This window comes from Gordonia iterans, from assembly GCF_002993285.1.
Taxonomy (GTDB): domain Bacteria; phylum Actinomycetota; class Actinomycetes; order Mycobacteriales; family Mycobacteriaceae; genus Gordonia; species Gordonia iterans.
Map to the genome: position 1 here is coordinate 2,137,331 of NZ_CP027433.1, position 23,171 is coordinate 2,160,501.

The 23,171-nt window shown below is 69.5% G+C and carries 17 protein-coding genes; 7 read left to right on the forward strand and 10 right to left on the reverse strand.

Annotated features, from left to right (window positions below; all coding sequences use genetic code 11):
- Positions 1-12: 12 nt before the first annotated feature.
- Complete coding sequence (gene dxs, locus C6V83_RS09810) at positions 13-1,890, forward strand: 1-deoxy-D-xylulose-5-phosphate synthase (protein ID WP_105942256.1); 1,878 nt, start codon at positions 13-15, stop codon at positions 1,888-1,890.
- Here dxs and C6V83_RS09815 read toward each other — a convergent pair.
- Both C6V83_RS09815 and C6V83_RS09820 read right to left on the reverse strand, forming a co-directional pair.
- Positions 1,856-3,124 carry an HRDC domain-containing protein gene (locus tag C6V83_RS09815; protein WP_105942257.1) on the reverse strand — a complete coding sequence of 423 codons (1,269 nt, stop codon included), beginning with the start codon at positions 3,122-3,124 and terminating at the stop codon, positions 1,856-1,858. The genes dxs and C6V83_RS09815 overlap by 35 nt on opposite strands.
- On the reverse strand, positions 3,121-3,759 hold the full coding sequence (locus tag C6V83_RS09820) for a DUF3000 domain-containing protein (RefSeq protein ID WP_105942258.1): 639 nt from the start codon (positions 3,757-3,759) through the stop codon (positions 3,121-3,123). The genes C6V83_RS09815 and C6V83_RS09820 overlap by 4 nt, the downstream gene beginning before the upstream one ends.
- A 153-nt stretch (positions 3,760-3,912) precedes the next feature.
- On the opposite strand from C6V83_RS09820, the gene hemE reads away from it, so the two are divergent.
- The 3 genes from hemE to hemQ all read left to right on the forward strand — a co-directional run bounded on the left by hemE (position 3,913) and on the right by hemQ (position 7,407).
- Entirely contained in the window at positions 3,913-4,938 is a 1,026-nt protein-coding gene (gene hemE, locus C6V83_RS09825) for a uroporphyrinogen decarboxylase (protein WP_105943852.1), read from the forward strand.
- Positions 4,935-6,305 (forward strand): protoporphyrinogen oxidase, encoded by a 1,371-nt coding sequence (gene hemG / locus C6V83_RS09830; RefSeq protein WP_105942259.1) that lies wholly within the window; start codon positions 4,935-4,937, stop codon positions 6,303-6,305. Before hemE ends, hemG begins: the two co-directional genes overlap by 4 nt.
- A 406-nt stretch (positions 6,306-6,711) precedes the next feature.
- Complete coding sequence (hemQ, locus tag C6V83_RS09835; protein ID WP_105942260.1) at positions 6,712-7,407, forward strand: hydrogen peroxide-dependent heme synthase; 696 nt, start codon at positions 6,712-6,714, stop codon at positions 7,405-7,407.
- Between the two features lie 124 nt (positions 7,408-7,531).
- On the opposite strand, the gene msrB is transcribed toward hemQ, so the two are convergent.
- Entirely contained in the window at positions 7,532-7,963 is a 432-nt protein-coding gene (msrB, locus tag C6V83_RS09840; protein ID WP_105942261.1) for a peptide-methionine (R)-S-oxide reductase MsrB, read from the reverse strand.
- A gap of 68 nt (positions 7,964-8,031) precedes the next feature.
- Here msrB and C6V83_RS09845 point away from each other — a divergent pair, with 68 nt between their 5' ends.
- On the forward strand, positions 8,032-8,823 hold the full coding sequence (locus tag C6V83_RS09845; RefSeq protein ID WP_105942262.1) for a thioesterase family protein: 792 nt from the start codon (positions 8,032-8,034) through the stop codon (positions 8,821-8,823).
- 34 nt (positions 8,824-8,857) lie between these two features.
- On the opposite strand, the gene C6V83_RS09850 is transcribed toward C6V83_RS09845, so the two are convergent.
- From C6V83_RS09850 to C6V83_RS09860, 3 genes are read right to left on the reverse strand one after another with little or no spacing between them, the layout of a single operon-like run.
- Entirely contained in the window at positions 8,858-10,090 is a 1,233-nt protein-coding gene (locus C6V83_RS09850) for a glycosyltransferase family 87 protein (RefSeq protein WP_105942263.1), read from the reverse strand.
- Positions 10,091-10,121: 31 nt separating this feature from the next.
- Complete coding sequence (locus C6V83_RS09855) at positions 10,122-11,678, reverse strand: alpha/beta hydrolase (protein WP_105942264.1); 1,557 nt, start codon at positions 11,676-11,678, stop codon at positions 10,122-10,124.
- 10 nt (positions 11,679-11,688) lie between these two features.
- On the reverse strand, positions 11,689-12,459 hold the full coding sequence (locus C6V83_RS09860) for a dihydrofolate reductase family protein (RefSeq protein WP_105942265.1): 771 nt from the start codon (positions 12,457-12,459) through the stop codon (positions 11,689-11,691).
- A gap of 35 nt (positions 12,460-12,494) precedes the next feature.
- Between C6V83_RS09860 and zapE the strand changes: the two genes are divergently transcribed.
- Positions 12,495-13,511 (forward strand): cell division protein ZapE, encoded by a 1,017-nt coding sequence (gene zapE, locus C6V83_RS09865; protein ID WP_105942266.1) that lies wholly within the window; start codon positions 12,495-12,497, stop codon positions 13,509-13,511.
- A gap of 224 nt (positions 13,512-13,735) precedes the next feature.
- Here the strand turns inward: zapE and C6V83_RS09870 are convergent, their stop codons facing one another.
- Entirely contained in the window at positions 13,736-14,344 is a 609-nt protein-coding gene (locus C6V83_RS09870; RefSeq protein ID WP_105942267.1) for a GNAT family N-acetyltransferase, read from the reverse strand.
- 46 nt (positions 14,345-14,390) lie between these two features.
- Complete coding sequence (locus tag C6V83_RS09875; RefSeq protein ID WP_105942268.1) at positions 14,391-15,350, reverse strand: GlxA family transcriptional regulator; 960 nt, start codon at positions 15,348-15,350, stop codon at positions 14,391-14,393.
- Positions 15,351-15,456: 106 nt separating this feature from the next.
- Between C6V83_RS09875 and C6V83_RS09880 the strand changes: the two genes are divergently transcribed.
- Positions 15,457-16,443, forward strand: a complete 987-nt coding sequence (locus C6V83_RS09880) for an NADP-dependent oxidoreductase (protein WP_199832484.1) — start codon at positions 15,457-15,459, stop codon at positions 16,441-16,443.
- 340 nt (positions 16,444-16,783) lie between these two features.
- Here the strand turns inward: C6V83_RS09880 and C6V83_RS09885 are convergent, their stop codons facing one another.
- Both C6V83_RS09885 and C6V83_RS09890 read right to left on the reverse strand, forming a co-directional pair.
- The gene (locus C6V83_RS09885; protein ID WP_105942269.1) at positions 16,784-20,149 is read right to left on the reverse strand and encodes a DUF499 domain-containing protein; all 3,366 of its coding nucleotides are present in this window, start codon (positions 20,147-20,149) and stop codon (positions 16,784-16,786) included.
- 169 nt (positions 20,150-20,318) lie between these two features.
- The gene (locus C6V83_RS09890) at positions 20,319-23,090 is read right to left on the reverse strand and encodes a DUF1156 domain-containing protein (RefSeq protein ID WP_105942270.1); all 2,772 of its coding nucleotides are present in this window, start codon (positions 23,088-23,090) and stop codon (positions 20,319-20,321) included.
- Positions 23,091-23,171 lie beyond the last annotated feature (81 nt).

Below are 23,171 nucleotides of genomic sequence, written 5' to 3' on the forward strand. Positions count from 1 at the left end.
GAGGAGAGACGAATGAGCGTGCTCGACAGGGTGGATTCACCGGCGGACCTGCGGGGACTCAGTGAGGCCGAGATGGCGGAGCTGGCCGCGGAGATCCGTCGCTTCCTGATCGAGAAGGTCGCCGCGACCGGCGGCCACCTCGGACCTAATCTCGGTGTGGTGGAGCTGACGCTGGCGCTGCACCGGGTCTTCGATTCGCCGAGCGACCCGATCCTGTTCGACACCGGGCACCAGTGCTACGTGCACAAGATCGTGACCGGGCGCAAGGACCGCTTCGACACGCTGCGGCAGCGCGACGGGCTGACGGGCTACCAGGACCGGCACGAGAGCCCGCACGACTGGATCGAGTCCTCGCACGCGTCGGCCGCGCTCTCCAACGCCGACGGTCTGGCCAAGGCCTTCGAGCTGACCGGACAGGACCGTACGGTGGTCGCCGTGGTCGGCGACGGGGCGCTCACCGGAGGCATGTGCTGGGAGGCGCTGAACAACATCGCCGACGGCCACCGTCCGGTGGTGATCGTGGTGAACGACAACGGCCGCTCGTACGCACCGACCATCGGCGGCCTGGCCCGGCACCTGTCCGGACTGCGACTGCAGCCCGGGTACGAGAAGTTCCTGGCCGGGGGCCGGAAAGTGCTGCAGAACACGCCGGTACTCGGAGATGCGGCCTATGCGGTGCTCCACGGACTCAAGAGCGGGGTCAAGGACCTGGTCGCTCCGCAGGCGATGTTCTCCGATCTGGGCATCAAGTACGTCGGCCCGGTCGACGGTCACGACCTGGAGTCACTGGAAGAGGCGTTCGCCCAGGCGAAGTCCTTCGGAGGCCCGGTGATCGTGCACACCGTCACGCGCAAGGGCATGGGCTACGCACCCGCCGAGAACGACGTCGCCGAGCAGATGCACGCCACCGGCAAGATGGATCCGGCGACGGGGGTGGCGCACGGCTCGGCTGCGCCGGACTGGACCTCGGTGTTCTCCGAGGAACTGGTCAAGCAGGGCGCGGCCCGTCCCGAGGTGGTGGCTCTCACCGCGGCCATGCCGGGACCGACGGGACTCCGTGCGTTCGGCGAGGAGTATCCGGACCGGATGTTCGACGTCGGAATCGCCGAACAGCACGGGATGACCTCGGCGGCCGGGCTCGCCCTGGGCGGCCTGCACCCGGTGCTGGCGATCTATTCGACCTTCCTCAACCGGGCCTTCGACCAGCTGCTGATGGACGTGGCGCTGCTGAATCTGCCGGTGACCCTGGTGCTCGACCGCGCCGGCATCACCGGGCCGGACGGCCCCAGCCACCACGGCATGTGGGACCTGTCGCTGATGTCCATCGTTCCCGGCATGCGGGTCGCCGCGCCGCGCGACGCCGGGCGGCTCCGCGAGCTGCTCGACGAGGCGCTCTCGGTCAATGACGGACCGACCGCGCTGCGATTCTCGAAAGGCGCAGTGCCGCAGGATATTCCGGCCCTGCAACGGCTGGACGACGGTGGCGACGTGCTGTTCCGGCCCGAGACGGGCGACGACGCCGACGTGCTCATCGTCGTGATCGGGGCCTTCGCGCAGCTCGGCGTCGAGGTGGCGCGGGACCTCGCCGGTCAGGGGATCGGCGCAACCGTCGTCGATCCGCGCTGGGTGCTTCCCGTAGGCTCGTCGCTCGTCGCGCTGGCCGGTGATCACCGGCTGGTGGTGACGTTGGAGGACGGCGGCGTGCACGGCGGCGTCGGTGCGGCCGTGCACGAGGCGCTCTCATCGGTCGCGGTGGACGTCCCGGTGCGTCAGCTGGGCATTCCGCAGGAGTTCGTCACTCATGCCACGCGCGACGAACTGCTCGCCGACTTCGGTCTGACCAGTGCGGACCTGGTCAAGCGGATCGCCGCGGACCCGACGCTCGGCTGAGGCCCTCGGCGATCACCGGGCCGGTGATCTCGGTCTGCCACGGCCGTGCACCACGGCTCCGGAGCCAATCCTCTACATCGGCGACGGAAGTGTGATCGATTCCCTCCCAGCACAGTTCGCGCACCAGGTCGGGAGCGAGCAAGACCTCGGGGGTCAGCCCGAGGCCTTCGGCGCATTCCTTGACCGCAGGCCGGACCTCGTGAATCCGGCGCGCAGCGGCGGGATTCCGCTGCTCCCACCGGTTGATCGGCGGCGGTCCGGAGGACTGTTGCTTACGGGGCGGCAGATCACGGTCGTCGAGTTCCAGTGCGCGCGTGACGGCCGACAGCCACGTCCGGGCCTGGCGGCGCTGCCGGGGTCCGCCGAACACCGGTAGGCGGGTCAGGGCCGCCTCGGTGGTCGGCGCCGCGGTGGCCGCGGTGATGATCGCCGAATCGGGCAGAACCCGGCCGGGGGCGACGTCCCGCCGGGCGGCGACCTCCTCGCGTGCGGTCCACAGTTCGCGGACGATCGCGAGCTGCCGCGGCGTGCGCAGCGTGTGCAGGTTCGACGTCCGTCGCCAGCGATCGGCGCGCGGCGGGTTAGGCGGGCGGTGCAGCACGTAGTCGAACTCCTGGAGCGCCCACTCCAGCCGGTCGGCGTCGGTCAGGGCCTGGTGCATCGCGTGGCGCAGTTCCACCAGAACCTCGACGTCGAGCGCGGCATAGTTGAGCCACTCGTCGGGGAGCGGTCGGTGCGACCAGTCGGCGGCGCCGTGGCCCTTCACCAGCCCGAGGTGCAGGAAGTGGGCGACCATCGCGGCGAGGTTCACCTTCGGCAGGCCGAGCAGTCGGCCGGCCACCGCGGTGTCGAAAAGGCGTGCGCCGCGGAAACCGAGCTCTCGGAGACAGGGCAGATCGTCCTCGGCCGAGTGCAGGATCCACTCGGGGCCGTCGAGGGCATCGATCACCTCGGATAGGGCCTCCGGGTGCTCGATCGGGTCGATCAGAAAGCTGCCGGAGCCGTTGCGGCGCAACTGAATCAGGTAGGCACGTTGAGAGTAGCGATAGCCGGAGGCGCGTTCGGTGTCGAGCGCGACGGGGCCTGAACCCTCGGTGAGGGCCTGCGCGGCGTCGCCGAACTCGACCGGACTGCTGAGAACGGGCGGGACGCCGTCGGCCGGCGCGAGCAACGGGGTGACCTCGTCGGCGCCGTCGTCCGCCGCCGCCGCCTCGTCCGGCCGGTCGGCGGTCATGTCGTGGCCGGACGGCCGAGGGCGGCCACTCCGGCCGGCGGCAGGCCGGCGACGCTGGCGAGGACTTCGCAGAACGCCTCGAGATGCCCGGTGAGCGAGCTGCTGCTCGACGTCCACGAGGCGCGCAGTTCCAGCTGATGGGCCCGTGGCGGACCGGCGATGTCGCCGTAGCGGACGGAGGTGGTCGCGGTGACGGTGCCGCCCAGGGCCAGCACGGCGGGCACGTCGGTCCCCAGCGGCGGCAGAGATTCCGTGCTGCCCCGCGGGATCCCCAGGGCTTCGGTGAGCCATTCCCAGGCGACCTCCGGCAGCAGCGGATCACCGGCCAGATCGGCCTCGACCTCGGCTTGGATGAAGGCGACCAGACGGAAGGTGCCGTTCCACGCGTCGTGGCCCGCGGGGTCGTACAGCAGCACCAGTCGGCCGAAGGCACTGCCGGCCGACTCCGCGGGTACCAGCGCGGGATCGTCGACGTCGGGCGGGGACACCTCCACCCCGAGCGCGTAGCTGTACGGCGCGAGACGCTGCGGCGGGCGGATCGAGCCCACCTCGAGTTCCGGCCGCACGACGGCGGCGTGCAGGGATTGCACCGCCTCGGTGAAGTCGGCGGGCTCGGTATGTGCTCCTGTTGTCACACGCGTCACAGTAAACTCTCAGTCTCCGTTCGTGCCGGAGGCGCGCCGCGCAGATCCGCCGGCCGGACCGGGCTCGCGTTTCGGGTCCGCGGGCGCCCTCATGGCACAGTGGAACCCATGACCCAGGTGAACCGACGCCGCAACAACGACCGGATGCCGCTGATCGCGGCGGCCACCGGGAAGACCCCGTCCCGGCGGCCGGTGTGGTTCATGCGACAAGCGGGCCGGTCGCTGCCCGAGTACCGGGCGATCCGCGCCAACCGCGGCATGCTGGAGTCGTGCTTCGACCCGGCACTCGTGTGCGAGATCACCATGCAGCCGGTGCGGCGCCACGACACCGACGGCGCGATCCTGTTCTCCGACATCGTCGTTCCGTTGAAGGCGGCCGGGATCGATCTGGACATCGTCGCCGGAACGGGACCGGTGATCGCCGATCCGGTGCGCACCGCCGCCGACGTGGCGGCACTGCCGAGGCTCGAGCGGGGCGAGGTCGGGGCGATCACCGCGGCGATCGGTCTCATCCTCGACGAACTGCCTGACACCACCGCGCTCATCGGCTTCGCCGGTGCGCCGTTCACGTTGGCGTCGTACCTGATCGAGGGCGGTCCGAGCCGCACGTACCAGCGGACCAAGACGATGATGCTCGCCGAGCCGGCGCTCTGGCACGAGCTGATGGGCGCCCTGACCGACATCACCATCGGCTTTCTGCACGCCCAGCTGGACGCCGGCGTCGACGCGGTGCAACTGTTCGACTCATGGGCCGGTGCCCTGTCGGCGGCGACCTACGAGACTTACGTCGCGCCGCACTCGGCGCGGGTGATGGCCGAGGTGGCCGGGTACGGCGTGCCGCGGATCCACTTCGGCGTCGGCACCGGCGAGCTGTTGGCGGCCATGACCGAGGTCGGCGCGGACGTGATCGGTGTCGACTGGCGGGTGCCGTTGGACGTCGCGGCCGAACGCGTGGGTTACGGTGTCGCGATCCAGGGCAATCTGGACCCGACCGTGCTGATGGCGGGTCACGCGGTGATCGAGCGTGAACTGGCCCGCATCATCCGCGAGGGCGAGCGGGCCGTCGATGCCGGTGCGCTCGGGCACATCCTGAACCTCGGTCACGGCGTCCTGCCCGACACCGATCCCGAGGCCATCACGCGGGCGGTCGAGCTGATCCACACGCTGTGAGGACGCGGGTCGCCGTCGTCGGCGGGGGAGTCTCGGGGCTCACGGCCGCGTATGCGTTGCGCCGGGAGCTCGGTGACGACGCGGTCATCGACGTCTACGAGCAGGACGAGCGTCCCGGCGGCCTGCTCCGCACCCGTCCGGTGGGAGCGACGCCGATGGACCTGGGTGCCGAGGCGTTCATCGTGCGCCGGCCGGAGGCGCTCGGTCTGGTGACCGAGCTGGGGCTGGCCGGCCAAGTGGTGTCGCCCGGTCCGCGGCGCCCGGCGATCTGGTCCGGGGGAGCGCTGCATCGATTGCCCGCGCCTGCGGTGATGGGCATACCCGGCGATTCGGCGGTCCTCGGCGGTCTGATCGACGACGAGACGCGGGCCCGGATCGACGACGAACCGCACCGCCCGCTGGACTGGACCCCGGGGAAGCCGGTGTCGGTGGGCGCGCTGGTGCGCGAGCGTTTCGGCTCGCTCACGGTGAGCCGCAGCGTGGACCCGATGCTCGGCGGCGTCTACTCGGCCGTGGCCGACGACCTCGGCGTGGCCGACGCGGTTCCCGCTCTGGCACAGGCGCTCGACGACGGAGCGGGTTCGCTGACCGCTGCGGTGCAGTCGTTGAGCAGTGCGTCGGCGGCGGTGAACGGTCCGGTGTTCGGGGCCCTGCGGGGCGGCTACCAGGCACTCGTCGACGCGCTCCTCGACGCAGGTGCGCCCCGTGTCGTGGCCGGTTCTCCCGTGCGAGCGGTCGACGGCGGGCCGGGCGGATTCGCGCTCGACTACGAGGGCCGGTCGGCCGAGTACGACGGCGTGGTGATCGCGGTGCCGCCGTGGCGGGCCGAGGGGCTGCTCGCCGCGGTGGCGCCGGAGGCGGCCGGGTTGCTCGCTCAGGTGATGCCGGCCGGCTCCGCGGTGGTCGGCTGCGTGCTGGCGCCCGGCAGCGTGCTGCCGGAGCACTCGGGGATCCTGGTCGCCACCGATGCCGGGATGCGGAGCAAAGCAGTGACGTTCTCGTCACAGAAGTGGCCGCACCTGACGGAGTCCGGGCCGCCGGTGCTGCGGGTCTCGTTCGGACGGCTCGGTGAGCCGGTCCCCGCCGACGACCGCACCCTCCTCGACTGGGCGGCGCGCGACCTCGGGCTGTACTTCGAAGCGGCAGGCGTCGCGTCTGCGGTGATCAAGGACGCCGTGGTGCAGCGCTGGCCCGAGGGGCTCCCGCAGTATGCGCCCGGGCACCTGGCCGCCATGCGCGCGGCTCAGCGCGGTCTCCCCGCGGGTGTCGCCCTCGCCGGCGCGGCGTTCGGCGGTGTCGGCGTTCCCGCGTGCATCGCCTCGGCACGCCGTGCCGCGGTACGGGTCGTCGAGCATCTGACGCGCTAGAGCCTCGACCGTCGTCCGTGTCGGTCGAGCAGAGTCGCGACCCCCGGCCGACCGTCCTCGTTGGTCGAGCGGAGTCGAGCCCCGCGGCCGTCGCTGGTTGAGCTGGGCGGCGTTGAGACCCTGGCCGCTCGGTAGTCGCTGGTTGAGCTGGGCGGCGTTGAGACCCTGGCCGCTCGGTAGTCGCTGGTTGAGCCGGGCGGAGTTGAGACCCCTGGCCGCTCGGTAGTCGCTGGTTGAGCTGGGCGGCGTTGAGACCCTGGCCGCTCGGTAGTCGCTGGTTGAGCCGGGCGGAGGAGCGCAGCGACGACGGCCGTGTCGAAGCCAGACTGTCCGGATTCCTGCACCCGGTCCGGTGTGGCGGGACTGTGAGGCAGGCCTCGCGGACCGGGGTGGCACTATGAGAGTCATGGCTCGCTTGGATTACGACGAACTCAACGCCACCGTCCGCTACCTGATGTTCTCGGTCTTCAAGATCCGGGCCGGGGAACTGCCGCAGGACCGCTCCGCGGCGATCGCCGACCTGGAGGAGTTCGTCGCCGGACTCGAGGCCAAGGGCGTCGTGGTCCGCGGGATCTACGACGTCGCCGGCATGCGCGGCGATGCGGACTTCATGTTCTGGTGGCACGCCGAGACCATCGAGCAGTTGCAGGACGCGTACTCGTCGTTCCGCCGCACCACCGTCCTGGGCACGCTCAGCGATCCGGTGTGGAGCGCGTCCGCGCTGCATCGGCCGGCGGAGTTCAACAAGAGCCACATTCCCGCGTTCCTGGCCGGTGAGGACCCCGGCGCCTACGTGTGCGTGTATCCGTTCGTGCGGTCGTACGAGTGGTACCTGCTGCCCGACGACGAACGTCGCAAGATGCTCGCCGATCACGGCAAGGCGGCGCGCGGCTACAAGGACGTCCGCGCCAACACCGTGCCGGCGTTCGCCCTCGGCGACTACGAGTGGCTGCTGGCCTTCGAGGCCCCCGAGCTGCACCGGATCGTCGACCTGATGCGCGACCTGCGCGCCACCGAGGCTCGCTACCACGTGCGCGTCGAGATCCCCTTCTTCACCGGCCCGCGCGTGACCCCGGAGGCGCTCGTCACCGCCCTGCCGTGATCGGCGGTTCGGGCCGCTGAACATACCGCGGATCGGCGCGGTCACGACTGTGCGTTCCGCGGATTCGCTCGCGGAGCGCGCCGATGCGCGGAACCGACGTGCGGGGCGCGCCGTCGCGGGCCGCTCAGTCGTCGGCAGGCTCCAGGTCGAGGCTGATCGAGTTGATGCAGTACCGCAGGTCGGTGGGGGTGTCGTAGCCTTCGCCGGCGAAGACGTGTCCCAGGTGGCTGTGGCAGTTGGCGCACAGCACCTCGGTCCGCGTCATGCCCAGCGAGTCGTCGCGCCGTTCGATCACCGCGTCACCCGCCAGAGGCGTGAAGAACGAGGGCCAGCCACAGTGCGAGTCGAACTTGGTGTCTGAGCGGAAGAGCTCGGCGCCGCACGCACGGCAGCGGTACACGCCGGTGGTCTTGGTGTCGGTGTACTCGCCGACGAACGGCGCCTCGGTGCCCGCCCGGCGCAGCACGCGGAACTCCTGGGGGGTGAGTCTGGCCCGCCACTCGTCGTCGGTCAGGGCCGCCGGGTCGGCGGGGTATTCGCGCGATGATTCGGTCATGGCATCCACGGTAGCCCGCGCATGAGTCGGGTGTCGGAGTCCGAACCGCGCCGCGTTAGATTGGTCGGGTGGACCAGCAGAAGCCGAGTTACTTCACCCGGATCGATACCGGCTCGTTCCTCCCGACCGAACTGGCAGGCGGCACCTGGCACGACGACGACCTGCATCTCGCCCCGGTTGCGGGCCTGGTGATCGACTACCTGGAACGGTGGCGGCTGGCGCACGCTCCGGAGCTGGCGTTCAGCCGGTTCAGCCTGGAGGTGCTCGGTCAGATCGCGCGCGAGCGGATCGACTTGAGCATCGAGGTGGTCCGGCCCGGCCGCACCATCGAACTGGTCGAGGCCGTCGCGCAGATCGGGGGCCGCACCACGATCCGGGCACGCGGGTGGCTCCTGCAGTCCTCCGACACCGCCGACGTCCACGAGCACGAGTTCGCGCCGCTGCCCAGTCCCGCGGAGCTCACCGAGGAGTCCTGGCTCAAGCGCTGGCGTGGCAAGGCGATCGACAGCGTGACGGCGGTGCAGTCCGGCGACACCCGGCGCGGTCGTGCGCGGGCGTGGGTCACCGCCGACGCCGACCTGGTGGCGGGCGAAGAGTCCACGGTGCTGGGCGAGTTCGCCAAGTTCTTCGACTACGCCAACGGCGTCTCGTTGCGCCGCGATCCGGACGAGTGGATGTACCCGAACGTCGATCTCACCGCGCATCTGTTCCGGCAGCCGACCGGCAGGCGGCTCGGGCTCGACACCCGCGTCGCGTTCGGGCCCGGTGGCATCGGCCTCACCACCAGCGTCCTCCACGACGAGGACGGCCCCGTCGGCACGCTGGCGCAGTCCCTGACGCTGCGGCGCCTCGACGGCTGACCCGGCCTGCTCCGCCGGACGACGGGACCGGAGGTCAGGCGGCCGCGGCCTGCTCCGCCTTCGGCGCGTCGTCCAGCCCGGCCTTGCGGATGTCGAGCCAGCGGAACAGGAGCACGCAGAAGGTCGCGATCATCAGCAGCGACCAGCCCAGCGGCACCTTGTTGTACTCCAGGTACCGGCCGAAGGGCTCCCACTCGCGTGAGGCGAAGACGTCGAACGTCATGCAGCCGTACACGCCGAGCCAGGCCGGCCAGTTGCGCATCACCGACCCGGTGAGGAACACCGACATCACCAGCGGGAACAGCAGCATGGAGTAGTACCCCTGACCCAGCGAACTGATCAGGAACGTGGTGCCGAGCAGCACTCCCGACGAGGTGGTCAGCCACAGCAGTTCGTCGGTGTCGGCGTAGTAGCGGTACAGGAACCACAGGGAGAAGATCGCCATCGCGACGAAGGCGATCCGCAGCACCAGGGTCAGCCAGTCCGCGACGCCGAAGTAGAGGGCGTTGCCGGTGACCGAGCTGTTGTAGTAGTCGCGCGCCTCGAACAGATACGGCAGGGTCCGGTCGAGGAAGCTCCGCGAGTCGACGATCAGCGGCCAGGCGAGAACGTTGAGCAGCAGCGGCACGCCGATCGCGGTGACGAAGACCTTCCAGCGCAGTTGCAGCAGCGGCAGCAGCATCAGCGGCGCCAGCACGGGCTTGACCGCGATGGTCAGGCCGATGAAGACGCCCGCCCACCAGTCGCCGCCCCGGACCGTCGAGTCGCTGCGCAGCAGCATCAGGAAGGCGATCATGCCGAGCAGCACGAAACCGTTGAAGTTGGTGAAGATCAGCGTGTTCGAGACGGTCTCGGTGCTGAAGAAGAACAGCAGCACGGCCGGGAACACCCAACTGTCGGCGCGGTAGCCGAACATCCGCACCAGGAGGTACGCGCTCAGAACCAGGGCCACTACGCTCGCGGCGATGAACAGCCAGCGCGCGTGGTCGGGCTGCAGAACGGCCAGCGGCGACATCATCAAGGTCCCCGACGGCGGGTAGAGATAGTGCGGATCGACCGTCGTGTAGTTCTCCGCGTACACCGGGCGCCGGTTGAGAAAGTTCAGCGAGGCGTTGTAGACGGTGGTGAAGTCGTCGGTCCGGGCGCCGTTGACCGCCATGATCACCGAACGCTGGAGGATCATCATGATGCTGATCGGCCAGAGGATCATCGTCAGGATGCGCGGGGTGTCCACGCGCGGATACAGGTACCGGTCGAGAGCGCTCACCTGAGCGAAACTACTACATCGCCGGACGAGCTCAGGCGGGGCACGCGCGCTCCGCGGGGCTGCCGAGCTTCCGGTCGCCGAGATACTCGACCACCAGGGCGGCTGCGCAGTCGCTGCGGCTGAGCACCGAATAGCCGAGGCCGTCCCAACTGACCGTGGTCTGCTCGGCGCCCGCGGTGATCAGCAGCGGGATGATGCCTTCGGCCGACTTGAGTCCGTTGATCGGATCGTTCTGGCCCAGCAGGACCAGCGGTGGGACGGGGAACGACGACGGGGCGGCGGCGGTCTCCGCGACGCCCCAGCCGTCGCAGCGTGCCAGGCTCAACGCCGCGGTGTTGGCCGTCATCGGCGCATCGGCCGCCCATTTGCGCGCCAAGTCGGGAACCTCGCTGATTCCGGGCCGCCCGACCATGTTGTTGCAGTGCGCCACCTGTTGGCCGTCGGAGTTCCGCAGCGGCGACGATTCGCGCAGCATGCGGGTAAGCGGGGCGGAGTTGCCCTCGTCTGCTTCGGTGATCGCGGTGGAGAGTCGCTTGAGGCCGTCCGGGTCGGTGTCGCCGAGGGCGAGGGTAGTGGTGATCGCGGTCAGGATGGACGTGTCGGAGAGTCCGGGAAGAGAACCGGAGGCGCCGGCGCCGACCACCCGGTCGAGGGTCGCAGCACCGTCCGGGCCGAGGGAGCAGCCCAGGTTCGCACAGCGATCGGCGAAGGCCGCCAGCGAGTTCTGCACGCCCGCGGCGCGCGCCGCCGCAGCCTGGGGTGCCTGCACGTTGAAGCCCGTCGGCGAGTCCAGGATCAATCGCCCCACCCGATCGGGGTGTGCGCCGAGATAGGCCAGCGCCACCGACGACCCGGAACCGACGCCGACCAGGCCGATCCGGTCGACCTCCCAGCGGCTGCGCAGCTGCTCGAGGTCGGCGGCTGCGTCGCGGCTGGCGAAGTTGAGCTGATGCGGACTCAGCGTGTCATTGCAGATGTCGGCGCCCTGCCGCGCGGCGGTCGCCAGGACCGTGGTGCGGGCGGCGACGTCCCGGGTGCCGGATGCCGCGTCGTCGGCGAACACGGCGCGCTGGGCCCGCGTCAGGCAGTCGACGGTGCCGGATTCGCCGAGACCGCGGCTGTCGACCAGGACGAGGGGGTGCTTCTCGAGCAGGGGCTTGGCCGCGTCGCCGCCCAGGTTCAGGGCCAGGCGCGACGTGGGCAGGTCATTGCCGGTGGTCAGGACCAAAGGCGCCGCGTCGGCGGGCGTGGAGTCCAGCTTGACGCGCACTACGGCGATCGAGATCGTCGCGCCGTCGGGGGCGGCCGGGTCGACGGGGGAGTCGTAGCTCGCGCACTCCAGCTCCACGCCGTCCGGCGCGGGTGCACCGTAGGTCCGGGCCAGCTGATCGCCGCACGACCGGTAGTCCAGGTCGCGCTGCGGCGCCGACAGCCCGGGCAGGGTGTCGTCGGGCTGATCGCCGCCTCCGGAGTCGTCGCCGCGGACGATGTCCGGGCCGGCGACCGGTCCGGCGGTGCAGCCGGTGGCCAACAGCAGCGCGGTCGCCAGCACCGTGAGCAAGCGGAATCGCGGAGGGCGCAGGGGCATGGTCGCGAGCCTACCGAGAGTCGCCGGCAGGTCCCGAGGGAAGGTCCCAGAGGAAGTAGAGGTAGCCTTCGTCGTCGCCGATCAGCTGAGTCAGCCGGGCCGGAGCCAGACCGTCTCGCGGTGCGGCGCCGTGGGCGATGCGCGGCCCCTCGCCGGACGCGACGTGGGGGCTGACCGTCAGCGCCAGCTGGTCGAGGACGCCGGCGGCGATCAGATCGCCGTGCAGACGCGGCCCTCCTTCGCAGATCACCCGGTGCAGTTCCCGCTCGCCGAGCGCGGCGCGCAGGGCGGCGGGCTCGACGGTCTCGGCACCGCAGTCGATCAGGGTGGCGCCGCCGGCGATCAGCCGCTCGCGCCGGTCGCGGGGCGCCGCGGTGCACGTGGCGATCAGCGTTCCGGCATCGAACGCGAGTGTGTAGTCGTCGGGTATGCGCAGGGAGCGGGAAGCGAGCACGAGGGTGGGTCGGCTCCCGTCGGCCCGGGCGGACGGGATGCCGTAGTCCTCGGTCAGAGCGGTGCTGGCACCGACGAGCACCGCGTCGGACAGTTCCCGGAGGATGCCGAACAGCATTCGGTCGCCCTCCGAGCCCAGCGCGCCGGACCGGCCCTCGGCGGTGGCGGCCCCGTCGATCGAGGCGACGAAGTTGGCCCGGATGAACGGGCCGCCGTCGCTGCGCGCGGCCGGGTAGGCGTAGTGCTCCCGCAGCCACGACTCGACGTCCTCGGGTTCCGGTGCTGCGGATCCGTTTGTGACCTGTGTCGCTTTCTGCAGAAGGAACATGCTTCCAGTGGTACCCGACTCGATAGGCTCCTCGCATGGTGGCACGACTCTCCGACAAGAATCCTGTGATCGATGCGGACACGCTGATCGGGGAGCTGGTTCCACCGTCGATGTTCGACGAGGTCAGTTTCGACTCGTACATTCCGGATCCGAACGAGCCCAGTCAGGCTGCGGCGGTCGCGGCCGCGCGCAACTTCGTGGAGCGCGCGTCCAAGGTGCGTGGCGGCAAGCGGGGGTTCTTCCGCAAGTCCGCGCCGCCGCAGGGGATCGGCCTCTACCTCGACGGCGGCTTCGGCGTCGGCAAGACCCACCTGCTCGCGTCGGTGTACCACTCGATGCCCGGTCCCAAGGCGTTCGCGACCTTCGGCGAGGTGACCAACATGGTCGGCGCGCTCGGCTATGCCGACACTCTGGCCCGACTCTCGGACCACAGTGTGCTGTGCATCGACGAGTTCGAGCTGGACGATCCGGGCGACACCATGGTGGTTTCGCGGCTGCTCACCGAGCTCAGCGCCCGCGGCGTCTCCATCGTGGCGACGTCGAACACGCTGCCGGGTCAGCTCGGTGAGGGTCGCTTCGCCGCGCAGGATTTCCTGCGCGAGATCCAGAAGCTGTCGTCGATCTTCGAGACCCTGCGCGTCGACGGTCCCGACTACCGCCACCGCGACTTGCCCCCGGCGCCCGAGCCGGCGTCGAACGCCGACCTGGTGGCGCAGGCCGAGGCCACGCCGGGTGCGACGCTGGACAGTTTCGACGACCTCACGGCGCACCTGGCCAAGCTGCATCCTTCCAAGTACAAGGCGCTGGTCGACGGTGTGAGCCTGGTCTGCATCAGCGATGTGCGCCCGGCACCGGACCAGGCGGTGGCGCTGCGCCTCGTCGCCCTCGCCGATCGCCTGTACGACGCGGACATCCCCGTCGTCGTCTCCGGCGCCAAGCTCGACGAGCTGTTCACGCCGGAGATGGTGGCCGGCGGCTACCGCAAGAAGTACCTGCGCGCCACGTCGCGCCTGCTGGCGCTGTCGCGGTTCGCCGAGACCGCTGCGTCCTGAGTTCGCCCGCCTCCTCGTTCGCCCCGGGGCCGCTCGATCAGGCGACGACCGCCGCCGGTGATCCGAGACGAGGGTGCCCGGCACCTCGGTCTCGGTCTGGCACCTTCGACTGAGGGTGCTCAGAACGAATCGAGGGTGCCCGGCACCCCTGCTTCGAGGTGCTCGGGCGGATCGTCCCGCCGATACCGGACAGGTGGCCGCCGGCTGCCGCGGCGGCCGGTGCTTCAGAGATCGCGGACCAGCACGTAGTCGTGCTCGACGGCGCCGTTCATGTCGAAGGTCTTGGTGCCCGCACGGGTGAAGCCCATCTTCGCGTAGTAGCGCAGAGCTCGGCGGTTCTCCTGGTTCACGCCGAGCCAGGCGCGGGTGGAGCCCTTCGCGCGGGCGACGTCGAGGGCGGCCGCCATGAGGCGGTGCGACGGGCGGTCGCTCCGTGTGGTGCCGTGGTGCTCCGGCAGCACGTACATCTTGGAGATCTCTGTGATCCGTGCCGGGCCGGAGGTGCCCTCGAGGCCCAGTGCGGTCCGGACGTCGTCGTCGGACGGCGCGGAGTGGACCAGCAGCGTGTAGCCGATCACGCCGTCGTCGTGGTGCCGTGCGACGACCACGTCGTAGGCATCGTCGGCGATCCAGGCCGCGACGTTCGCCGGCGCGAGATGCATCGCGATGTGCGCCGCGACGTCGTCGGGCGTCGAGTGCGGTGGACATGCGAGCGGGAACGTCGCGGCGGCGACGACGGCGATCGCGGAGGCTTCCGAGGGATCGTCGGCGAGTTCGATCACGGTGTCGCCTACCGAGCGGGCCGCGGAATCGCGTGCGGTGTCGTCGAGCATGATGCCGTTGTACCGTGTCGCCGGCTCCGGCTCAATCGCCCGTGCTCTACCGGGTGCCGAAGGCGCGCCGGTGGTCGGTCGGGGAGACGCCGAAGCGGTGCCGCAGGTGTTTGCGGAGCGCGCTCGCCGAACCGAATCCGGCGCGGTGGGCGACGTCGTCCACGGTGCGGTCGGTGCTCTCCAAGAGCAGCTTGGCGTACTCGGTGCGCTGGGCGAGGAGCCACGCGATGGGGCTGGTTCCGGTGGCCGTCCGGAAGCGGCGGGTGAAGGTCCGCCGCGACATGCGGGCGTGCCGTGCCAGGTCGTCGACGGTGAGCGGGTCGCCGAGGCGGTCGCGGGCCCATTCGAGGGTGGCGGCGAGGTCGTCGGCGTCGACGTCGGGGATCTGCTGGGCGATGTACTGCAGTTGACCGCCGTCGCGCCACGAGGGCACGACGCACCGGCGGGCGACGTCGTTGGCGACGGCGCTGCCGTGTTCGGTGCGGAGCATGTGCAGCATCATGTCGATCCCGCTGGTGGCGCCCGCCGAGGTCAGGAAGCGACCCTCGTCGACGTAGAGGGCGTCGGCGCGCACGTGTACCGCGGGGAAGGTGCGGGCGAACTGCTCGGCGGCGATCCAGTGGGTCGTCGCCGATCGGCCGTCGAGGTGCCCGGCGGCGGCGAGCACGTACGAGGCGAGGCACACCGAGGCGATCCTGGCGTGCGGAGGAGCCTCGTCGAGGACTGTCGCGAGGTCGGGCGGCGGTCCGTCGGGAGTGAGTTCTGCGTGGTGAGCCGAGGGTGCGACGACGACCACGTCCGCGGTCCGGACCACGGACGCGTCGTGCCGGGGCGCTACGTCGAATCCGCCGGCCGCGGTGACCGGCCGACCGTCGAGCGTGCAGATCTGGACGTCGTAGAGGGGTGCGCCGGCGGAGTCGTTCGCCGTCCCGAACACGCGGCCGGGCAGGCTCATCTCGAAGGGCATCACCCCGTGGTCGGCGAGGACGACGACGGATCCAGGCATGGCCCGATCTTCTCATATATCGACCTCCGGGCCACTTTCGGCGGCGCAGGCGCTGGGGAGACGCTGTATTGGCCCCCTTGGCGAACCACAGATGAGGAGTGTCTCGATGACTGTCACCACCGCCCCCGCGACCACTATGAAGGCGATCGTGCAGACCCGGCTCGGCGATGCCGGAGTGCTCGAACTGCGCGAGGTAGAGCGGCCCGTGCCGGGGCCGTCGCACGTGCTGATCCGGGTGGTCTCCACCGGGCTGAATCCCACCGATTGGGGGCACCGGCGGATTCCGGGGTTCCTCGGTGATCCCGCGGGGGATCCGAGTCCCCGGGTGCTGGGGTGGGAGGTGGCCGGAGTGGTGGAACAAGTGGGTCTCGGCGTCGCCGTCCACCGACCCGGAGACCGGGTCTTCGGCATGCTGCCGTATCCGTTCGGCGTCGGCTCGGCGGCTGAGTACGTGGTCGTGCCGGCACGGTCGGTGGTTCCGGTGCCCGACGACCTCGATCTCGACGTGGCCGGTGCGGTGCCGCTGACCGCGCTGACCGCGTGGCAGGCACTCGTCGACACGGCGGGCGTCGCACCGGGCCGGAGGGTGCTGATTCACGCCGCAGCCGGGGGCGTGGGGCACTTCGCGGTGCAGATCGCCGCATCGCTGGGTGCGTACGTCATCGGAACGGCGAGTCCCGCCAATCACGATCTGGTGCGCCGGTTGGGCGCCGACGAGGTCCTCGACTACTCCGTGGACGGGTTCCTCGACGGGCTCGAGCCGGTCGACGTCGTGCTCGACGCGGTCGGCGGCGCGGTCACGGTGCAGTCGCTGGCGGTGACGCGCCCGGGTGGCACGATCGTCTCGCTCAACCTGCTCGACACTCCGATGCTCGGCGACGCGGCCGTCTCGGCGGGCGTCCGGCATGTGCCCATGCTCGTGGAGGCGGACCATGCCGGGATGACGGCCGTCGCCGGACTCGTCGCCTCCGGCGCGGTGACTCCGGTGATCGCAGGCCGGTACCGGCTCGGCGACATCGAGGCCGTTCGGGCCGCGCACCTCCGCGGCGAAGCCGGGCACGTCGCCGGAAAGCTGGTGCTTCAGGTGCCGTGATGCTCACGGCCGACGGCATTCCCGTCGTTGCTCGGTCGTGTCCGGTTGACGCGGGTATGTTCGTGTAAGTAGATTTCTCAAAGCGGGAACCAGAACGGATCACGTCGCGTCTAATGACTGGGACGGTATGAATCCGCCAGCCGGGCGGATGGTGGATTCGCCGTTCGGGGGAGGTCGCGCAGTCGCCGCACGCGGGGGATGTGGGGCGACTGCGCGATCCGGGGGGAAAGCGTCGGAGGCCGGCAGCGGGGGGAGCCGGCCTCCGACGCGGCCGCGCGAGTGCGGCGGTCGAAGAGGTGCAGCACTCGTGGAGGCGTGTGTGTCTCCACTACGCGTACCGTCAGTCCTTCTCGAAGCTGTGCGGATCGAAGCCGAGCGTGGCCGAGTTCTCGCGCACAGTGCGCTCGGTGGCGTCGTCGAACCCGTCGGCGGCGACCGCTTGAATCTCGAGTCGGATCTCCAGCTGGACACCCGGCTTGATGAGATGGCGGAGCACCTCCTGCTGCACGTCGTTGAAGTCTCGCGCCGGAAACTGCGAGTCCAGTGCCACAGAGCCAAAGTACCGTCGATGACCTTGCGGGGCAGACGATTCCGGGGGCTTCGTTGTTTGGCCAGTGCCCGTCTCGGGGCTCGGCTCTTGCGGTGCGGCGCCACCGTTGTCGTGATCCGTGGCCTCGGCGACGTCGCGCTCGTACTGTTCCTCGGCCAGCTCTGGTTTCACCACCAGGGTGCTTTCGCTGAGGTGCAGCGTCGCTTCGTGACTCGGCAGATGGATCCCGAGGTATCGCCCGGTCTCGGCGTCCCATGCGTCGGCGAAGGCGAAGCCGTCCTGCCGCCACCCGATCACGTCGTCCTTCACCGAGTACAGGCCGTCGATCAGGACGTTCTCGTCGCGCAGCCGCGGCAGATACGGGTAGGTGGCGTAGTAGCGGTACAGCCGGCCGACCTCGACGTGGCCCTCCTCCCACGCCGGTGCGAGACGTCCGCTCAGGTCCATCCGGATCAACGACGACGACCGCACGGTGGTGATCTCCTCGCTGAGCCTTCGCGCGGTGCGCGCGAACAGGTCTGTGCCGCTGCCGCCGGTGGACGTGGTCTCCAGCGAGAAGGTCGGCGCGCCGTCGGGCTGCACGGGGTAGATCCCCCAGGTGAACGCGTCGAGCAGCCGCGCCGAGGCGATCTCGCCGGCGGCAGCCCGTCGTTCGCCGGCCTGGGTGGTCTGCTGGCCGCCCAAACCGAGCGAGTCGGCGTTCTCGGCGACCCATTTCCAGGCCAGATAGTCGCGGACCGCAGAGTCGAGTTCGCGTGCTCGCTTGTCGTCTGCCGCGAGGAAGACCAGCGAGTTCTTGTACAGGCGATTCGACGAGCCCACGTGCCGGACGACGTCGTCGGCCCACTTGAGGGCGCCGGACTCGGTATTGCGCGCGGAGTGCGTGTGCTTCATCGGCACCACTACCAGGCGGGTGCTCGGCTCGTCGGGGACGTCGGCCGACGACTCCGGGCACAGGTGGTGTCCGGTGAAAGTCTTGTCGCCGGTCTCCCGGCGCAGTGCTTCCAGACGGCGCCGGACTTCTGCCCACACATCGGCCTCCGGAAGGCCGGCCGCGTGGTCACGAGCGGCGCGGGTGGTGTTCGCTTGGGTGTCGTACCAGTAGCGCCCGCCGTCGGTGTACAAGTACGTGGACTCGTTGGCCAGCATGTCCATGGCGGAATGGAAGTTGCCGGGAACGTCACCGGGCAGCGCGGTGCCGAGGAAGATGCGCTTCTTCTCCGCGCCCTTGTGTGCGGTGTGCAGGCCCGGAGTGGCCGCCATGAAGGTCGCGCGCGCCAGCCGCTGGGCGGTGCCTCGTCGCCCGAAGTATTCGTTGTCGCGATCTACCTGCCAGGGAACAGAACCCGCGCCCGCGACGTCGGTGGTGATGACGGGTTTGAAGTTGTCGTCGAGGTACTTGGTGACCTCGGAGACCACGTCGGCGTCGGCGAGGGGGACGGTGCCCGGCATGACGAGTGCGTTGGGGTCTTGATCGCGCCACAGCGTCCCGACGACACGGTTCATCAACTGCAGGACGCCGCGGGTGCGCTGGAACTTCTCGAGAGTGGACCAGTCCTGGTAGAGCCGGTCGAACAGTTCCGGATGGATCGGATAGCACTGTTTGATCCGGTTGATGTACTCCGGATCCCGTGTCTCGCTCGGGAAGTCGGCGTGATGCTTGCGGTAGAAGTCGACGAGAGTCTTGGCGGCGACACTGATCTCACTGAGCGCGGCGGCATCGGGGACCGAGAAGATCCGTCGCCGGACGATCTCGAAGCTCTCCTGTGCGTTCGCGGGCTGCCACTGGTCGGCGGTCCGGTTGACCACCTTCTTCAGGCGTTCGAGAGCGAGAAGTCCGTGTTCGCCGCCGACCTCCTCTTCACTGACCTCGTCAGCATCGCCCGACTTCGACGACGCGGGGATCGAGATGACCACCTGGATGCCGGGAATCGCACGCGCGGCCTCGGTCAGCGTCTGCGCGAAGGTGAACTGTGTGTCGAAGTCGCCAGCCGGGAGTTCGGGGTTGCTGACCAGCTGCCGGGCGTAGGCCACCCATTCGTCGATGAGGATCACGGCGGGCGAGTACAGCTGGAACAGCTCGCGGAGCGCTGCGCCCGGATTGGTCGAGGCGCGGTCGGCCTCGGCGACGATGTCGTAGCCGTCCTGTCCGCCCAGCTGCCAGGCGAGCTCGCCCCACATGGTGCGGATGCCGGGCCGCCCGTCGGTGTGGTCGATGCTCGCCGGCTCCATCTGGTTGCCGACGAGAGCGGCGCGCCGGATCCCGATCGTCTTCTTCAGCTCGTCCAGCGGGTAGGCGAGCTCGCCGACCTCGCCACCGAGGTCGGCGCTCGTGGCATCCGAGGCGATGTGCCAGAGCGCGAGCATCGAGTGCGTCTTGCCGCCGCCGAAGTTGGTCTGGAGGTTCACGACGGGCGAGGCGTTCGCGTCCCTGGTCATGCGGGCGACGTTGCGCGTGATCAGTTCGCGCAGGCCTTCGGTCAGGTAGGTGCGGGCGAAGAACTCACGAGGATCGGTGTACTCCGTCTTGTGGCCGCCGCTCTTCATCGCGACCGTGTACAGGTCGGCGGCGAACTCGGCGGCGTTGAACTGATCCTTCTGCACGTCGGGGTGCGGGGCGAGGATCTCGCGCCACGGCGGCAGCGTGTCCGAGCCGGCGTTGAGCTTGGGGCTCCGGCGGGCGGTGCCGGTGTCGGCGCGGTCGTAGGCGATGCGTCGCACGTCGTCGCGCAGCTTGGCGACGTGCTCGGCGTCGCGGGGAGCACCGATGGCCAGGAGGAACCGGTTGATCGTGTCCAGGGCGCGCTGGGCGTCCTCGTTGTTGAAGGCCTTGGCGTGAGCGAGGTCGTTGCGGACCTGGATGAGCTCGGTGGCCATGCCGGACTGGGCGCGCGAGAGCTTCTTGCCGATCGGGTCCCAGCCCCGCTGGATCTTCCAGGTGACCCCGTCGGTCAGCATGCGGAGGCTGTCGTAGGGGTCGTCCGGGTTGAACTCCTTGGACGGGTGAGCGTCCTTCGCGCGCCGAAGCAGCTCGATCCAGCCGCCGTCGAACTCGGGCGGCAGGTCTGGGCCGATCGTCTCGGTGAGAAAGCGGTTCAGTGCCGGCCCCAGCAGGTCCATCGCCTGGTTGATCCGGTCGCGATTGCTCAGCGCCACAGTTGCTCCTGTCTTCGGGTGCACACCATGGTGTGCAGTATGAGAGAAGGGTATCCAAGTGGTCGGACAGTTCTGGTGCGTGATCGACACCGCGGCGCAGGCTCGCGCCGGCACCGGAGCTCGGTGGGCTGCCGGTGCTCGCGCCGGTGTTTCAGAGCTCGCCGGTGTTTCAGAACTCGATCGTGCCCTGGGTGCTCGACGACGACGCTCCGCGCGCGATCTGATTCCAGGCGGCGCCGAGGTTGTTGAAGCTCACCGCGAGGGCGGTCTGCTTGCGGTCCTCGGCGAGTTTGAACAGCAGACTGGCGAGTTCCCGGCACAGGTCGGCGTCGACGGACGACGGCACCTGTCCGAGGAGCGCGCTGGCCGCGGGCACGCCGCCGTCGTCGAGCACGCGTGTGAGGTGCATGACGATCTCCCAGTGGCTGATCGACTGGTCGGTGGCGGGATCGTAGTCGGCGGGCAGGTCGCTCGGGGCGATCAGTGCGACCTTGCCGCCGCCCTTGGTGAGGATGCCGGAACGCTCCAGTGCGTCGAGCGAGATGCCGCGCGCGTTGGCGATCGACTCCGCCTCGCCGAACACGCCGCTGGCGAAGCCGTTCTGCCGGAACCAGGTGAGGGCGAAGCGGGTCGGGGCGTCGAAGTCGTTCTCCAATTCGGTCAGCACCTCGTCGAGGATCGTGTTGATCCGCTGCAATGCGGTGCGGACGGTCATCTTGGTGCCGTCGTCCTCCAGGACGCCGCTGTAACGGGAGAACACCGCCATACCGGGGCCGATCGCGGCCTGGGGCAGGTCGACCGGGGCGATGGACCCCTGCTGGAGGGTCCGCAGCTCGTCGGGAAGCTCGGCTTTGAGAGCGGAGAGGAATCCGCGGCGGTCGATCCGGGGTGCGCCGTCCGGGCGCGGACGGAGCGCGAGGACGATGGAGGAGGCCAGCGCGTTGGTACCCTGGCTCAGCATGCGATTGCCGAGTTCAGACCGCATCGGCCACGTAGCGGTGATCTGCCAGCCGGAGCGGATCATGCCCTCCAGCAAGGTCTCCCAGCCCGTGGATGCCTGGCCGTCCTTGCTGGTGTCCTGCTGCTTGAAGGCGTAGTAGACGGTGATGGGGAAGTCCTCGTACGCGTGCTCGCGAGCCTTGCGGAAGACCTCGCGGAAGCCGTCCTCGAAGAACTCGTGGGCACCCTGCTTACCTCCGTGGCGATACGGATTCGCGACCAACTCTTCGGTCTTCGGGACCAGCATGGTCGACAAGATCGACGGGTGGATCGTTCCGAGGGAGCGACGCAGCCAGACGTAGAAGAAGTCGGACAGGTCCGAGTAGCCGATGTTGTCGTAGTAGGGCGGATCCGTGGAAAGCAGGTCGCCGACACCCACCGCAGATTGGGCGCTTTGCGTTGTCGCAAGCGCGTGCGGTCGTGCCGGAGTATGGGCCAGCGATTTCACCGTCCAGGCGAGCTGCCCGGGGAATCCGCCCGACGATGAGGAGAATGGGAAGCACTCAGCGTAATCCCAGATCATGGGGATGGCTTGGCGCCCGAACGTGTTTCGCATCTTCTCGCCGGTGTTGTGCCAACTGCATAAGGCGGACCAATAGTCAGTGCACCGGCTGACGACCAGTCCGAGGTACGTGGCGACGGCGTCGGCGTAAGCAGCGGCACCGGTACCGCCCTCGTCGAGGCGGGTGCCGAGTTCCAGGCCGGCGGCAAGGGCGTCCTGCTCGACGCGTTCCCGGGCCTCGCCGACGAGGTCGCTGAACGTGGTGAGGGCCGTCAGCTGGCGCGGGGTGAAGAGGTCTGTGTAGTTCTCGAATCCGTACGCCTGGACCCGAAAGCTTGGAGCCTTGTCGGGGATGGCTCCCCGCGGCGCAGAATCCGGCGAGGGGACATGGGCAGCATCGATCATGGCCGCGGTTGGCGGCAGATATACGCGCTGCCGGGTGCCTTCGGCAACAGTCGCAATGAGTTCCACACCCATTCGGCCGCTCTTCGCCTCAGCCCTGACGTACTTCAAATCGACTGCCATCTCACATCGGATACACGTCGCACCCGTACGGCCGACGGTGCCGTCGTTCTCCTTAGTCGGGGCGTGAGCAGGGTCGTGGCCGATCTCGTATCGCACGGTCTTGCCCTCGATGACGGGCACGACGTAGGCCTCTTTGCCCTTCTTCTTGCCCAGCCACCACGAGCGGACCAGCGGCATGTCGATCCGGCACTCCGGGTTGGGGCAGGTGACGGTGCGCGCCCAGATCCAGGCGATCACCGTCGCTTCGGAGCCGTCGGGCAGCTGAGCCTTCGGGTACAGGTGACCGATACGCTTCTCGGCTTCGTCGCGCATCCACTGGCCGTAGCGCCGGACGTCTTCGGCCAGTCCGGTGGCGCGCGGCCAGTTCTGGATGGTCTCGTCGACGGCGCCGGGGAACACGGGGCGCTGTCCGGCGAACTTCGGCGGGATCTCGATGAGCGCCTTGTTGATCAGGACAGCGACCGGGTTCAGATCGGATGCGTGGGCTTCGAGGCCGAGGCGTTGTGCCTCGAGCGGGATAGAGCCGCCGCCGGCGAAGGGGTCGAGGATCGGCGGAGGGTTTCCGTCGGTCGACTCGAGAATCTTCCGGTGTGCTTCGTCGAGCAGGGCCTCGTCGTTCGAGTTCTCCCACACCACCAGGCGTTCGATCAGCTCGAAGAGGCGCTTGCGCTCGGCGTCCTGCTCGTCCTCGGTCGGATAGAGGTCGGGACGGCCGGCGGGGTCGTCCACCAACTGTGCGAAGAGGACCGCTCTAGCTGCGGCGAGCGGTCGTCGTGCCCACCACAGATGGAGCGTGGACGGGTGACCGTGCCGGATGGACTTCTCGCGGGCCGACTCCTCGTTGATCTTCTGGAGTGGAATGCTGGTCTCGATCAGCTTGCGCCGGTTCACAACACGGTGTGCGTCGTTGGTCACGGAGGTCCTCATATCGATCAGGTGGCGGAAACGGCGGTCGGGTGTTCCCCGGACTCAGGCCGCGCGGAACAGAACAGAATG